Annotated in this window: 12 protein-coding genes and 1 pseudogene; 6 read left to right on the top strand and 7 right to left on the bottom strand. The window is 61.7% G+C overall.

The annotated features are described in order from the left end of the window. On the bottom strand, positions 1 to 445 hold a 445-nt coding region (locus tag ACYP2A_RS09990; RefSeq protein WP_459744813.1), incomplete at its 3' end, for a GTP cyclohydrolase, FolE2/MptA family. A gap of 172 nt (positions 446 to 617) precedes the next feature. Between ACYP2A_RS09990 and ACYP2A_RS09995 the strand changes: the two genes are divergently transcribed. Continuing rightward, positions 618 to 1,517: an AEC family transporter gene (locus tag ACYP2A_RS09995; RefSeq protein WP_459744814.1), complete on the top strand. Its 900-nt coding sequence runs from the start codon at positions 618 to 620 to the stop codon at positions 1,515 to 1,517. Here the strand turns inward: ACYP2A_RS09995 and phnN are convergent. From phnN to ACYP2A_RS10015, 4 genes and pseudogenes are all read right to left on the bottom strand, one after another. Beyond that, positions 1,488 to 2,057 carry a phosphonate metabolism protein/1,5-bisphosphokinase (PRPP-forming) PhnN gene (gene phnN, locus ACYP2A_RS10000; protein WP_459744816.1) on the bottom strand — a complete coding sequence of 190 codons (570 nt, stop codon included), beginning with the start codon at positions 2,055 to 2,057 and terminating at the stop codon, positions 1,488 to 1,490. The genes ACYP2A_RS09995 and phnN overlap by 30 nt on opposite strands. A 42-nt stretch (positions 2,058 to 2,099) precedes the next feature. After that, the gene (gene phnD / locus ACYP2A_RS10005) at positions 2,100 to 3,089 is read right to left on the bottom strand and encodes a phosphonate ABC transporter substrate-binding protein (RefSeq protein WP_459744818.1); all 990 of its coding nucleotides are present in this window, start codon (positions 3,087 to 3,089) and stop codon (positions 2,100 to 2,102) included. Positions 3,090 to 3,218: 129 nt separating this feature from the next. Then, entirely contained in the window at positions 3,219 to 3,983 is a 765-nt protein-coding gene (locus ACYP2A_RS10010; protein WP_459744953.1) for a methyl-accepting chemotaxis protein, read from the bottom strand. Between the two features lie 93 nt (positions 3,984 to 4,076). Continuing rightward, a pseudogene (locus tag ACYP2A_RS10015) lies at positions 4,077 to 5,108 on the bottom strand (HAMP domain-containing protein); the annotation flags it as partial. Between the two features lie 265 nt (positions 5,109 to 5,373). Here ACYP2A_RS10015 and ACYP2A_RS10020 point away from each other — a divergent pair. Next, positions 5,374 to 6,198: an HDOD domain-containing protein gene (locus tag ACYP2A_RS10020; RefSeq protein ID WP_459744820.1), complete on the top strand. Its 825-nt coding sequence runs from the start codon at positions 5,374 to 5,376 to the stop codon at positions 6,196 to 6,198. 13 nt (positions 6,199 to 6,211) lie between these two features. Continuing rightward, on the top strand, positions 6,212 to 7,522 hold the full coding sequence (locus ACYP2A_RS10025) for an NTP/NDP exchange transporter (RefSeq protein ID WP_459744822.1): 1,311 nt from the start codon (positions 6,212 to 6,214) through the stop codon (positions 7,520 to 7,522). Here the strand turns inward: ACYP2A_RS10025 and ACYP2A_RS10030 are convergent. Beyond that, positions 7,473 to 8,627, bottom strand: coding sequence for an HPP family protein (locus ACYP2A_RS10030; RefSeq protein WP_459744824.1), 1,155 nt, complete (start codon positions 8,625 to 8,627; stop codon positions 7,473 to 7,475). The genes ACYP2A_RS10025 and ACYP2A_RS10030 overlap by 50 nt on opposite strands. A gap of 108 nt (positions 8,628 to 8,735) precedes the next feature. Further along, positions 8,736 to 9,740: an alpha/beta fold hydrolase gene (locus ACYP2A_RS10035; protein ID WP_459744826.1), complete on the bottom strand. Its 1,005-nt coding sequence runs from the start codon at positions 9,738 to 9,740 to the stop codon at positions 8,736 to 8,738. Between the two features lie 237 nt (positions 9,741 to 9,977). Between ACYP2A_RS10035 and ACYP2A_RS10040 the strand changes: the two genes are divergently transcribed. The 3 genes from ACYP2A_RS10040 (at position 9,978) to ACYP2A_RS10050 (ending at position 14,007) form a co-directional block, all read left to right on the top strand. Beyond that, entirely contained in the window at positions 9,978 to 10,496 is a 519-nt protein-coding gene (locus ACYP2A_RS10040; RefSeq protein WP_459744828.1) for a sigma-70 family RNA polymerase sigma factor, read from the top strand. A 5-nt stretch (positions 10,497 to 10,501) separates the two neighbouring features. Then, positions 10,502 to 11,488: a FecR family protein gene (locus tag ACYP2A_RS10045; RefSeq protein ID WP_459744829.1), complete on the top strand. Its 987-nt coding sequence runs from the start codon at positions 10,502 to 10,504 to the stop codon at positions 11,486 to 11,488. A gap of 77 nt (positions 11,489 to 11,565) precedes the next feature. Then, positions 11,566 to 14,007: a TonB-dependent siderophore receptor gene (locus ACYP2A_RS10050; RefSeq protein WP_459744831.1), complete on the top strand. Its 2,442-nt coding sequence runs from the start codon at positions 11,566 to 11,568 to the stop codon at positions 14,005 to 14,007. The last annotated feature ends 80 nt before the right edge of the window (positions 14,008 to 14,087 follow it).

Genomic DNA, 14,087 nt, shown 5'->3' on the forward strand with positions numbered 1-14,087 from the left:
CCACCGCCACATCCAGTTGCAGACGACCGCCTTGCCACACAGCCTCGATCGTCACCGGATAAGACTTCCAGCCACTCAGGCCCGGCGTCACCAGCGCCGGGCGGCGGCACAGCAGGCTGAAACTCAACTGCAGGCGCGCACGCGTCGAGCTGCAATCGGCATGGCTGGCAACCATGGACTCCAGCAGTGCCGCCAACGTCTGTGGCACAACCCGTTGTTGCCCGGCAAAGGCATCGAGCAAACGGTACAGGCGCGACATATGGATACCCTTGACGCTCGGGTCGGCCAGATCGACCTGTACATCAGCGCTGGCGTGCAAGGGATAGGTCTGGCCGGGCTCATCGAGCAGCAGTGGCAGTTCGATGCCCTGCATGCCAACCCAGTCCAGGGGCATCAGGGCCGCAGAGGTTTGCGTGCGGGCAACATCGGGAAGCGGACTGTTCATGGCGGCGCTCGTGAAATTTGTAACACTATAACATCATAGTCAAAGGCCACGTCACGCCGTTTTTTGCATCCTGTGCCACGGCCTCTTGTCCGTGCAGGTGCACCGGACGCTCTGGCCCGGCATACTGCGCGCCCCTTGCCTTGAAAAGCCCACCCAGAAAAGGACCCGCGCCGTGGCCGTCACTCAAGCCATCCTGCCCATTTTCCTGTTGATCGTGCTGGGTTACGTGCTGGGCCGGCGCAAGGTCATCGTCGGCGAAAACGCCAAGGCGCTGAGCACCCTGGCGTTCAAGCTGTTCCTGCCCATGGTGTTGTTCACCGGGATGGTCAAGGCGCCGCTGCACAATGGCCTGGACCTGCGCGTGCTGGCCGCTTACTTCGTGCCGGCGCTGTTGATTTTTGTGCTGGTCAACCTGCTCACCCATCACTGGAACAGGCGCCCTACGCCCTATGGCCTGACGGCCAGCTTTTCCAATAACGTCCTGATCGGCATCCCGATGGTCGCCTCGCTGTTCGGGCCGCCGGGGCTGGTGCTGTTGTTCACGGTGATCGCGGTGCACAGCCTGATGCTGTTCAGCTTCCAGAGTTTTTACGAAAGCCTGGCCGGCCAGGCGCCGTTCCGGGTCAAGACGCTGGTGGGCAGCCTGGCCAACCCGATCATCATCGGCCTGCTGCTGGGCATGGCCGTCAACCTGACGGGGTTGCCGCTGCCCTTGTGGGCCGAGCAACTGTGCACCTGGCTGGCCCAGGCCGCCCTGCCCTGCGCGCTGATCGTGCTGGGCGCCAATCTGTCCGGCTACCGCCTGACACCCAGTGCCGAAGCGCTGAGCGTCACCGCAGCCAAGCTGCTGTTGATGCCGCTGCTGGTGTTACTGGCCTGCGTAGTGCTGGGCATTTACGGCATGCCACGTGCGGTGCTGGTGCTGATGGCCGCCGGGCCCAGCGGGGTCAACGTACTGGGGTTTGCCACCACGCTGGTGGACAGCCAGAAGACCAGCTCGGCGATTGCGTTGAGCACATTATTGTCGGCAGCGACCTTGCCGTTATGGATGTGGCTGGCGCAGGTGTTGTAGGTATCCCACCAACTGCTGCACGCTGTCCTGCAAATCCCCGGAGTTATCCAGCAGCTGCACAAACGGCGACTCGGCCAGCAGCTCGCTGGCAAAGCGGGCATTGCGCGCCAGGCGGGCTTCGATATCAGCCAGGGTTTCACGGCCACGGGCCAGCAGGCGTTGACGCAGCACATCGTGTTCGACGGTGAGCAGGATCGCCAGCAGGTCCGGATAGCGCTGACGTGCCGCCTGCAAGTGTCCACGTGAGCCGTTGACCAGCACATCGTGACCGTCGGCCAGCCAGGTGTCGATCTCGACCGGAATGCCATAGTGCAAGCCATTGGCCTGCCAGCTCAGCGCGAACGCGCCTTGAGCCTGAAGGCTCTGAAACTGTTCGACGCTGACCGCTTCGGCCGCCTCGCCCACCGCTTCCGCCGAGCGGGTGATGACCCGACGCACCTGCCGGCAGCCACGCTCGGCCAGGGTGTGCCGGGCAGCGTCCAGCAAGCTGTCCTTGCCGGAGCCGGAAGGTCCGATGAGATAAATCAACCTGCCCGACATTCACCTGCCCTTTCGCCTGTTCAAGGCGGCGAATGATAGTCGTTAAGGCCTGCTTTTCTCCAGCGCCTTGATGCGGTCCTGCAAGCGCGCCAGCGCCTCATCGATCTCTCTGAAGCGGCGTTTCTTTTCATCGACGCTCAGGTCGCTGGCCGCGACATCGGTGCGTTCCTTGAACAGGCGCAATTGACGGATCGGCAACAGCTGGTTGTTGTTGGACGCCGAGAAGTGCGTCTGTTGCAGGCCCTTGAGCACGGCCTTTTGTTCGTCGGTGGCGCCATAGCCCAGAAAGAACGCGCGGATTCTGACTTTGTTGTCTGGCAACAATGATCGGCGCCAGACAATCGGGTCGGCGGGAATCAGCGGCGATTTCCAGATGATCTTCAACTGCGCCAGCTGTTGCGGGTGGGTCACGCTCAGGCGGTCCCAGTTCTCGGAGTTGAAGGTCGCCGCATCCACTTCACCTTTGGCAACGCTCAGGGCGTTGGCCTCATGGCTCTGATTGAGGGTGCGTTTGAAGGCAGTGGCCGGGTTGATATGCTGTCGGGCAAACACGTAGTAGCCCGGCACCAGATAGCCGGAGGTGGAATTGGGATCGCCGTTGCCGAAGCTTAAGTGAGAGGCCTGGCGCAGCAAATCGTCGACCGTATTGATCGCGCTGTCCTTGCGGGCGATCAGCAGGCCTTGATAGCCATGCGTGCCATTGACCATCGAGGTCTGGGCAAAGATTTCGCTATCGGAACGGTCGACCGCCTCGACGGCGGCCATATTACCAAGCCAGGCCACGTCGACCCGCTGCTCGCCCAGGCCGTCGATCAGGCCTGCGTAATCGCTGGTATACACTGGCTGCACATCAAAGCCGGTGGTGCGCGCCATGTCGTCGAGCAAGGGTTGCCAGATGCTTTTGAGGTTTTCCTGCGACTCTGTCGAAAGGATTCCGAAATGGAGGGTCTGCGGCGCGGCCTGGGCAACGCCCAGCAGGCAACTGGCGAAGATGACGACAGACACCAGGCGGCGTCCGAAACGGTGAAACATGAACACACTCCGCAGTGGGATTCAGGCTGGGCGCCGGCTGGCCAGACACTGTGCAGCTCGATGATTGCAGCGCAGTGTACCGAGCATGACAGTACGTTGACATCCTCCTCGTCCACTCACGCCTGTGACTCAAATGCGGAACGAGCCCACCAGTTGCTGCAAGCGCCGGGTCTGTTGCTCCAGAGAGTTGCAGGCCTGCAACGTCAGCCGGAGGTTGTCGACGCCTTGCTGGTTCAGCAGGTTGATTTCGCTGATGTCCATGTTGATGGTTTCTACCACCGCCGTTTGCTCTTCGGTTGCCGCCGCCACCGACTGGTTCATGTCGTTGATCTCGTCGATGCGTAGCGTCACGCTGCCCAGGCGTTCGCCGGCGCGGTTGGCAATCTCGACGCTGGTTTCGCTATGACGCTGGCTTTCGGTCATGGTCGACACCGCATCGCGGGCGCCGCTCTGCAATTGCTCGATCATGCCTTGTACTTGTTGCGCCGACTCCTGGGTGCGGTGCGCCAGGCTGCGCACTTCGTCGGCCACTACCGCAAAGCCGCGCCCGGCCTCACCGGCACGCGCCGCTTCAATGGCAGCGTTGAGCGCCAGCAGGTTGGTCTGCTGCGAGATACTGGTGATCACTTCAAGGATCTTGCCGATATTGACGGTTTTGTCGTTGAGCGCCTCGATATGCGTGCAGGCATCGCTGATCTTGCCCGACAGTTCGCTCATCGCCGTGATCGACTGCTGCACGACACTGCGCCCGTCACCGGCCAACTGGCTGGCATCGCCGGACTTTTGTGAGGTTTGCGCCGCATTACGGGCAATTTCCTGAGCCGCAGCGCCTAACTCGTTGATCGCCGCTGCAACGCTTTCGGTACGGTTTGCCTGCTGATCGGAGTTGTTCATCGATGAGTTCGAGGCCTGCACCACCTGGCTGGCCACCTCGCTCAATTGGCCGGCGGTCGACGCCACTTCGCGGATCGAGGTGTGGATGCGCTCGACAAACTGATTGAACGAACCCGCCAGCTCGCCGAACTCATCTTGCGAGGTGACACTCAAGCGCTTGGTCAGATCGCCCTCGCCCGCCGCGATGTCACGCATCGCCCGGCCCATCTGGTGCAGCGGCTGCATCAAGGCGCGAATCAGCAGGCCCAGAATCAGAATTACCGCCAGCACCACCACCAGCATGGCGGTGATCGCCGAGCTGCGGAATTCGCCCAGCATGGCGTAGGCCGCATCGTGTTCCAGCACCAGCGCCACGTACCAGCGACTGGAGGTCGGCCCTTCGACCGGCGTGAACGAAATGATCTCGGCCTTGCCGGCCGACTCGATCTCGCTGACCCCGGCGGCGACCTTTGGCGTGTTGTCCGGGTACGCCTCGCTGAGCGGCTTGAGCACCCGGTTGCTGTCGGGGTGAATCAAAATCTTGCCCTCGGCACTGACGATGAACGCATAGCCGTGGCCGCCGAAATTCAGCGCATTGATGGTCTTGCTGAGGCTGTCCAGCGACATGTCGGCACCGGCGACGCCGATCAGTTGCCCCTGGCGGTTCACAGGTGTAGCGATGGTCACCACCAGCTTGCCGGTGGAGCTGGCGATGTAGGGTTCGGTGACCACACTCTTGCCGGCACTTTGTGCGGCCTTGTACCAGCCGCGCTGGCGCGGGTCGTAATCGCTGGGGCGGTTACCGGTCGGAATGGAAAACATCACGCCGTCGGTGCCGCCGAAATAGCTCAACTGAAAGTTGTCGGTGTACGCCGGCAGGTTGATCGCCCGCTGCAACTGCGCGGGCTGCTGGCCATCGACGGCGATCTGCTGCGCCAGCGATTGCAGCAACTGGGTACGACCTTCCAGCCAGGTCTGAATGTTCTGGGTGGTCAGGCTGCCCATCTGAGCCAGTTCGGCCTGCACATTGCTTTGCAAGGTCTGCCGTTGCCGGTAATCGTTGACCAGAATAAACACGGTAAACGCCACGCCGACCGTCAAGGCCGCCGCCAGGAGGATTTTTTTGCTGAAGCCCAGACTTGTCATCTTAAAACCTGTTTCGGCTGATAGCCACTACCAATAAAGGCGCCTTGATATCACACGTTAGACGGCTTTTCATGACAAATCGCCCGCCGGTCATGCAAAAGCGGCATAACCTGCATGCCAGTCTGTTTTGTCCGCGTTTACACGACAGACGCTCTGGTTTTAACGCCTTATTGCGCACTATTGCTCAACCTCAAGGTTAAAACGTGCAGGTGTAAAAATACTGACTATCGTTGCAAGCATCCCGACGTAATGAGGATGCGCCCACATGGATATTGAAAAGCTGTTTGCCGACCTGCAAAGCCTCCCCAGCATTCCCAAGGTTGCCCAGGACCTGATGCTGCAATTTGACAGCCCCTCTTCAGACCTTGAAAGCATTGCCCGCAATATCGAAAAGGATCCGGTGATTGCCGCCAAGATCCTGCGCCTGGCCAACTCGGCGCGATTTCGCGGCTCACGCGAGTCATCCAGTATCGAAGACGCCGCCCTGCGCCTGGGCTTCAATACCCTGCGCACGCTGGTGATGGCCTCGGCAGCGACCGGTGCGTTCAAGGCGGTGCCCAACTTCGACCTCAAGGGGTTCTGGCTCAAGAGCTTCGAGGTGGCCGGTATTGCCCGGCTACTGGCCAGACAGAGCGGTGCGGACCCTGAGATCGCCTTTACCTGCGGGGTCATGCACAACATCGGTGAGCTGCTGATCCAGACCGGCGCGCCGGCGGTGGCCGAACGCCTGAACAGCGCCACCCGCTCAGGCAGCTCCGGGCGGGTTGCCAACGAGACCCTGCACCTGGGCTTCGGCTACCCGGAAGTGGGCGCCGAACTGGCGCGGCGCTGGCACTTGCCACAGGTGATCCAGCAGGCCATCGCCTATCAGGCCCGACCGATGCAAGCCCCGCAAGATGCGCCGTTGCCGCGCATCGTCGCCCAGGCAATCGTGATTGCCGAGGCACTGGACGAACACGGCGGCGCCACGCCCCAGGCACAGGAAGCGGTCAGCGGGCCATTGCTCGAAGGCATCGATCTTGCGGCGCTGTTCGAAAAACTGCCGGCGGTGCTGGAGGCCGACAAGGCGTTTGCGCAATTGCTGAACTGAATGGAGGTCACGGATGACCACACGCAAGGCCGTGCGCCTGCGCCGGGTCTTCAATGTTTTGCCCGGTGAAGAGCGGGTTGTCGGCACTGGCCTGTTGATGTTCATGCTGCTGTTCACCGGTTATTTCATGTTGCGTCCGGTGCGCGAGGTGATGGGCCTGGCGGGTGGCATCGATAACCTGCAATGGTTGTTCACCGCCACCTTTGTCGCCACGCTCGTGGTGTTACCGATCTTCGGCTGGCTGGCCTCACACCTGAGCCGCAAGAAACTGGTCAGCGGCGTGTTCGGCTTTTTTGTCCTCAACCTGCTGGGCTTTGCCGTGGCGCTGCGGCTCAACCCGGAAGATGTCTGGGTCGGGCGGCTGTTTTATGTCTGGTTGTCGGTGTTCAATCTGGTGAGCATTTCTCTGGCCTGGAGCGTCCTGGCCGATGTGTTCACCAACGATCAGGCCAAGCGGGTCTTCGCCCTGATGGCCGGTGGTGCCAGCTTTGGCGGGCTGCTGGGACCGTTGCTCGGCACCTTGCTGGTCGCACCGCTGGGCCATGCCGGTCTGCTGGTGTTGTCGGCCGTCATGCTCGGCGCCAGCCTGCTGGCCGCCCTCACCTTGCTGCGCTGGCGCGAGCGTGAGCCGGTATCGACACAAGACACCGTCGAGCGGCGCAAGCCGTTGGGCGGCAATCCATGGTCCGGCGCCACGGCGGTGTTGAAATCGCCGTTTCTGCTGGGCATCGCGCTGTTCGTGATTTTGCTCGCCAGCGCCAACACCTTTTTATACTTCGAGCAGGCCCGCATCGTCGCCGAGCACTTTCCTGACCGCACCCGGCAAACGCAGGTGTTTGGCCTGCTCGACACCGTGGTGCAGACCCTGGCGATCCTGACCCAGCTGTTTTTTACCGGGCGTATCGCGCAAAGGCTGGGCGTCACCGTGCTACTGGTCGCGGTGCCGCTGGTGGTTGCGGCAGGCTTTGTGGCTCTGGCGTTTTCGCCGGTATTTGCTGTGTTCGCGGTGGTCATGGTGGTGCGCCGCGCCGGGGAATACGCGCTGGTGCGGCCGGGCCGGGAAATGCTCTACACGGTGATTTCAGCCGAGCAGAAGTACAAGGCCAAGAACTTCATCGACACCGTGGTCTATCGCGGCGGCGATGCCATCAGCGGCTGGCTCAAGCGTGGGCTGGACCTGCTGGGCGATCATCCCTCACTGGCCATGTTCATCGGCGCAGGCCTGGCGCTGGTGTGGGCTTATACCGGTGTGCGCCTGGGCCGGGCCCACAGCGTCAACTGCGCACCGCACGGTACAGCGCGCGAATCAAATCAGACTGGGTGATGATGCCCACCAGCCGCTGGCGCTCGTCGATGATCGGGATATGGCGGTGACCGTTGTCGGAGAACACCGGCACCAGGTCGAGCAACAGGCGGTCGCTGCTTGAAACGCGCACGGTGCGGGTCATGATCTGGCCCACGGTGCGCACGTCATCGCTTTTTCTCGGCCGCACCAGTGAGCGCAGGCGCCAGGCGATGCCGTCGTGTACATCGAGGTCGATCTGGCCCATGAAGTCGGCCACGGTAAGAATGCCCAGCAAATGCTGCTGACGATCCGTCACCGGCAGCGCCTTGATCCGTCGCTCGCGCATCAAGGCCCAGGCCTCACGCAATGACGTCTCCTGGCGCACGGTCAGCGGCTCTTTGGTCATCACGTCGCTGCAGCGCAACTCGCCCACGGTGCGCTGAAAATTCAGCGCTTCGACCTGTTCGAGCAGCGACTCCAGGTCATCGCGGCTGACGTCGAGAATCTGGTTGTAGCGCGTCAGCACCGCATCCAGGTCGCTGCGGTGCAGACGCGTTTCAGCCTTGACCGGCAAGGGCACGTGCGGCCAGCGGCGCCCGGTAAGGTTGTTGTAGATCAGCCCGGAACCGACCAGCAGCAGTGAGTCGATCAGCACCGGGCTGAAGGCGAAACCGAAGCGGTCACACCCGATCAGCACCATCAACAAGGCCGAGGCGCCGCCCGGCGGATGCAGACAACGCATGGCCAGCATCACTGCAATCGACAAGCCCACCGCCAGCGCAGCGGCCACAGAGGCGTCAGGCACCCATTTGCAACAGGCAATGCCGATCAAGGCCGACAAGGTGTTGCCGCCCACCACCGACCACGGCTGGGCCAACGGGCTGGACGGCACCGCAAACACCAGCACCGCGCTGGCGCCCAGCGGGGCTACAAGGGCGAACGCCAGAAGGCCGTGCTCGTGGGCGGCATTGCCGTTAAGCCACACAGCGGCGCAAAAGGCGACCAGCAGAATGCCCAGCGCCGCGCCCGTGCTGGCGCGTACGCGTTCAAGGGTATCGATGGCATGGGGCGCGGGCCAGAACGCACGCAAAGTAGCGCTCAAACGGGCCCGCAAAGAGGGTTTTGCGGATTGAGAATCGGGCATGGGCAGTCTTTAAAATCGAAAAACAGCCGCCAGTTGAGCTGGCGGTCAATATTCAAATAGTGCCCGATGGTAACGCGGTTTTTCGGCGAGGGGGAATGCCCGATACGTTTACCGCAGCTGCAACCCGCTCAGCAAGGCCTTGTGAAAACGCTCCGGTTCTTCCATTTGCGGTGCGTGCCCCAAGCCCTTGAACTCGACCAGTTCGGCGCCAGGAATCAGCTTGGTGACCTGCTTGCCCAGTTCCTGATACTTGCCAATCTTCGCCTTGACCTCAGGCGGGGCGATATCGCTGCCGATGGCGGTGGTGTCGCGGTCGCCGATCATCAACACGGTGGGCACCTTGAGGTTGGGGAACTCGTGGTAGACCGGCTGGGTGTAGATCATGTCGTAGATCAGCGCCGAGTTCCACGCCACGGTCTCGCGCCCCGGCCCCTTGAACAGGCCGGCGAGCATGTCGACCCACTTGTCATACTCAGGCTTCCAGCGACCGTCGTAGTAAGTTTTCTGCTCGTACTGACGAATGCCCTCGGCGCTGGTTTTCAACTCGCGCTCGTACCACTGATCGACGCTGCGATACGGCACGCCCAGCGCTTTCCAGTCTTCCAGGCCAATCGGGTTGACCATCACCAGCTTCTCGGTCTGCTGCGGGTACATCAGGGCGAAACGGGTGGCGAGCATGCCGCCGGTGGAATGCCCGACCAGCGAGATCTTGTCGATACCCAACTGGTCGAGCAAGGCGCGGGTATTGAGCGCCAGTTGCTGGAAGCTGTACTGATAGTGCGCAGGCTTGGTGGAGGTGCAAAAACCGATCTGGTCCGGCGCGATCACCCGGTAACCGGCCTGGGTCAATGCCGTGATGGTCGCCTCCCAGGTCGCGCCGCAAAAATTCTTGCCATGCAGCAACACGGCGGTGCGGCCGTTGGCCTTGGCGGTCGGTGCCACGTCCATGTAGCCCATCTCCAGTTTCTGGCCTTGCGACTGGAAACCGAACTGTTTGAGCGGATGCGGATAGCTGAAGCCTTCAAGGCGTTCGCCATAGCTTGGGGTGTCGGCCAGCGCGACGGTGGGCACAGCCATGGTCATTACCAGAGCGGCGATCTTTGCAGCCTGCATGCAAGCACTCCTTGTTAAACGTAAGAAAAGGACAATTTCATTTGTAGGTAATGCGCTGAAAACAGCCCAACCCTATACGTCACCCTGACCTGCAGGCACCGATTAAATGCCCTGCACCCTCGTAAAATTCGTTGCAAAAGATTATCCAGGGCCACCGCCGTGGCGGTCATCAGCCTTGCGCTCGCCAAAGTCTGCCCCCTACAATTAGTAATCATTCTCAAAAAAGAGCAGCACGCCATGACCCAGGCTGAACCGCCATTCCAAAGCGTGATTCACGACCTGTATGAGCAACACCATGGCTGGCTGTTCACCTGGCTGCGGCGCAAGCTCGGCTGCCGGCACAATGCCGCCGATCTGGCGCAGGACACCTTCGCGCGCATTCTCAAGGCCCGCGAGTGCGTGGCCACTATCCGTGAGCCACGGGCGTTTTTGAGCACCACGGCCAGACGCCTGTTGATCGATCAGAGCCGACGCAAGCAGATTCAGGACGCTTATCTGCACCAGTTGCAGTTGACCGCCGATGCCCTGGAAGGTTTTCAGTCTCCGGAGCAGATCCACGCCACACTGGAAACCCTCGAACACCTGGCCTTTTTACTCGAAGGTTTGCCGGTAAAGGTCAGCCAGGCATTCGTGCTGTATTACCTCGAAGAGTTGACCCAGTACGAAGTGGCACAGCGTCTGCAATTGTCAGAGCGCACGGTGCGCAGCTACCTGATCCAGGCCATGCTGCATTGCAGCCACAGCCTGGATACCTGAAGCCGGTGTCCGAGTCCCGCCAGAAGATCGACGAGCAGGCCGCCGAGTGGATGCTTTGCCTGTCCGAAGCCGATGTCAGCGACGCCCGGCGCCGGGCCTTCGAAGCCTGGAAACAGCAGAGCCCGGAGCATGCCGCAGCGGCGGCACGCATGCACGAAGTGGTCGAGCGCATGCAGTCATTGCGCCCTCAGCGGGCACCGGCGCAAGCGGCGCTGAATGCGGCGGTCAATGGCAGCCAGCAAGCCCGGCAACGCCGTCGGGCGCTGCGTGCGCTGTTGTTGATCGGCTGCCTTGCCCTGCCGGCCACGCTGCTGGTCAACAGTCGCCAGGGTGAGCGCTGGCTGGCCGATATCAGCACCGCCCCACGCGACTGGAAAACCATCGAACTGGCGGACCACTCGACCCTGACCCTCAATGGCAGCAGTGCGGTGGACGTGCATTTTGATGCCGGACAGCGGCGTATCGAATTGCTTCAGGGCGAGATCCTCGTGCAAGTCGCCCACGACCCTCAGCGGCCATTCGTGGTAGCCACCGAACAAGGCACCCTGCGCGCGCTGGGCACCCGTTTTGTCGTCAAGCGCGACCGCGATGCCACGATTCTGACCCTGTTGCAGTCACGGGTGGCCGCCCACAGCACAGGCACCGGGCAGACACTGGAAGTGGCGGCGGGCTCACAGGCCAGGGTCAGCGTCGATGGCGTGCGAGTGCTGGGCACTGTCGATATTCAGGGCATCGATCAAGCCTGGCAACGTCATCAACTGGTGGTCGACAACCAGCCATTGCCGCAGGTGCTCGATGAACTGGCCCGGCATCACCGCGGGCACCTGCAGTTTGACCGACGTGCCCTGGCGCACTTGCGGGTCTCGGCAGTGCTGCCGCTGGACGACCCGGAGCGCGCGCTGCAACTGGTGGCCGAATCGCTGCCGGTACAGGTGCAGCAGTACACGCCCTGGTGGGTGGTGGTCAGCGCCTTGAAGGCGGCAGAAAAATAATTGCGCAGTTGCTTCCGCTTTTTTTCGGGCAAGCCGTCAAGCAAGGCAGATCAACCCCAATCAGGAATCTGTTGACCATGTCGACCCCGTGCAACCCGCGCCCGCCCCGGCGTATTCGTAATGCCCGCTGTGCGCCGCTGAGCCTGAGCCTGATGCTGAGCGCCGCCACTACGCTGATGTGCAGCCCGTTCGCCCTGGCACAACCGACCAGCGAGTCGGCGCAGCGCTACGATATCCCGGCCGGTTCGCTCAATAGCGCACTCAATCGCTTTGCCCAGCAATCGGGCGTGGCGATCATGTTCCAGTCCCATAACCTGAGCGGTCTCGACAGCCGCGGATTGCAAGGCACTTACAGCGTCGAGTCAGGGTTTGCCGCGTTATTGCAAGGCAGCGGCTTTACCGTGGTCAAGGGCACCAGCGGCTATCTGCTGGTAGCGGCGAGCCCGGCGGGACAAACCCTGGAGCTTGCACAGACACAGGTCAGTGCCAACCAGTTGGGCACCATCACCGAAGGCAGCGGCTCATATACGCCGGGCACCATCGCCACGGCCACGCGCCTGGTACTGACGCCACGGCAGACGCCGCAAAGCATTTCGGTGGTCACGCGCCAGGCCATGGATGACATGGGCATCAAGTCCATCGACGATGTGATGCGCCACACCCCCGGCATCACGGTCGCGACCTACGACAGCGACCGCACCAGCTATTACTCCCGTGGTTTTGCCATCCAGAATTTCCAGTACGACGGCATTCCGACCTTGCAGGACGCCCAATACTCGGCCGGCCAGACCCTTACCGACATGGTGATCTATGACCGTGCCGAAATTCTCAAAGGCGCCACGGGCCTGCTGACCGGTGCCGGAGCGCCAGGCGGCACCGTCAACCTGGTGCGCAAGAAGCCGACCTACGACTTCAAGGCGCACATCGACCTCAGTGCCGGCTCCTGGGACAACTACCGTTCCGAGCTGGATGTCAGCGGACCGCTGACCGAGTCGGGCAATGTGCGCGCCCGTGCAGTCGCCGCCTGGCAGGACAAGCATTCGTTCCTCGATCACTACCAGCGCAAGACCAACGTCTACTACGGCATTCTTGAGGCCGATCTGGATGAAGACACCCTGCTGACCGTGGGCGCAGACTATCAGGACAACAGCCCCGAGGGTTCCAGCTGGTCAGGCAGCAGTTCGCTGTTCGACTCTGCCGGCAATGCGATCAGCACCCCGCGCTCGTACAACAACGGCGCGAAATTCAGCCGCTGGGAGCAGTATTCGCGCACCGTATTCGCCACCCTGGAACATCGGTTTGCCAACGACTGGGTGGTCAAGGGGCAACTCAACCACCAGATCAATGGCTATAACGCGCCGCTGGGCTCGTTGATGTCACCCAATGACCAGACCGGTATCGCCTCGCTGCTGTCGCGTAAATACACCGGCGAAACCGTTGCCGACAGTGCCGATGTGTACCTGTCCGGGCCCTTCGAGCTGCTGGGACGCGAACATCAACTGGTACTCGGCACCTCGATCTCGCACTCAAAGTGGACCGGTAACAATCGCACCAACGCCATTCAGGTTGGCAATACGTACGATTATTTCCAGTGGGACGGTGACAGCCACTTACCGGACTGGAACAACATCACGTTTCGCAACAATGAAATCACGCGCCAGACCGGCAGCTACATGACCGCACGCTTCAGCCTGACCGATGATCTGTCGTTGTTGCTGGGTTCTCGCCTGGCCAGCTTTCAGGTCACCGGCACCAGCGACACCGAAGAAAGCGGCAAGCTGGTGCCCTACGCCGGCCTGGTCTACGACCTGAATGACAACTTCTCGGCCTACGCCAGTTACTCGGACATCTTCCTGCCGCAGTCTTATTACCGCGACCGCGACAACAAGATGATCGAACCGGCCGAGGGTAAAAACTACGAGCTGGGGCTCAAGGGCGAGTTCTTTGGCGGGCGGCTCAATTCCAGCCTGGCCTACTTTGAAGTTCACCAGGACAATCGTCCCGAAGCCGATACGGCCTATAACGCCAACCCGACCAACCCGCAGATCGACTATGCCTACAAGGGCATTACCGCCAAGACCAAAGGCTATGAAGCCGAGCTGTCCGGCGAGTTGGCGCCCGGCTGGCAATTGCAGGCCGGTTACACCCACAAGGTCAGCCGCGATCAGCACGGCAGCAAGATTTCGACCTGGGAGCCCGAAGATCAGTTGAGTTTCTATACCTCCTACAAGCTCAGCGGCGCCTTGGAGCCCTTGACCCTGGGCGGCGGCGCACGCTGGCAAGCCACCGGCTGGCAACTGCTGACCAACTATGCCAAGGGTTCCCAGGAGAAGTTCTCGCAAGACCCGTACTGGCTGGTCGATCTGATGGCGCGCTACCAGATCACCCCCAAGCTCTCGGCCAGCCTTAACGTCAACAACGTGTTCGACAAGTCGTACTACACCAACATCGGCTTCTACAATTCGTCGTACTACGGCGACCCGCGCAATGTGACGGTCAGCACCCGCTGGGATTTCTGATCGGCCTGCCCCCGGCAGCGCCCGCCATGAACAGCGCTTCGTGGTTGGCGCTGGACGCCGCGCTACAGCACTCCATAGAC

It is taken from the genome of Pseudomonas sp. 3A(2025) (assembly GCF_054589175.1).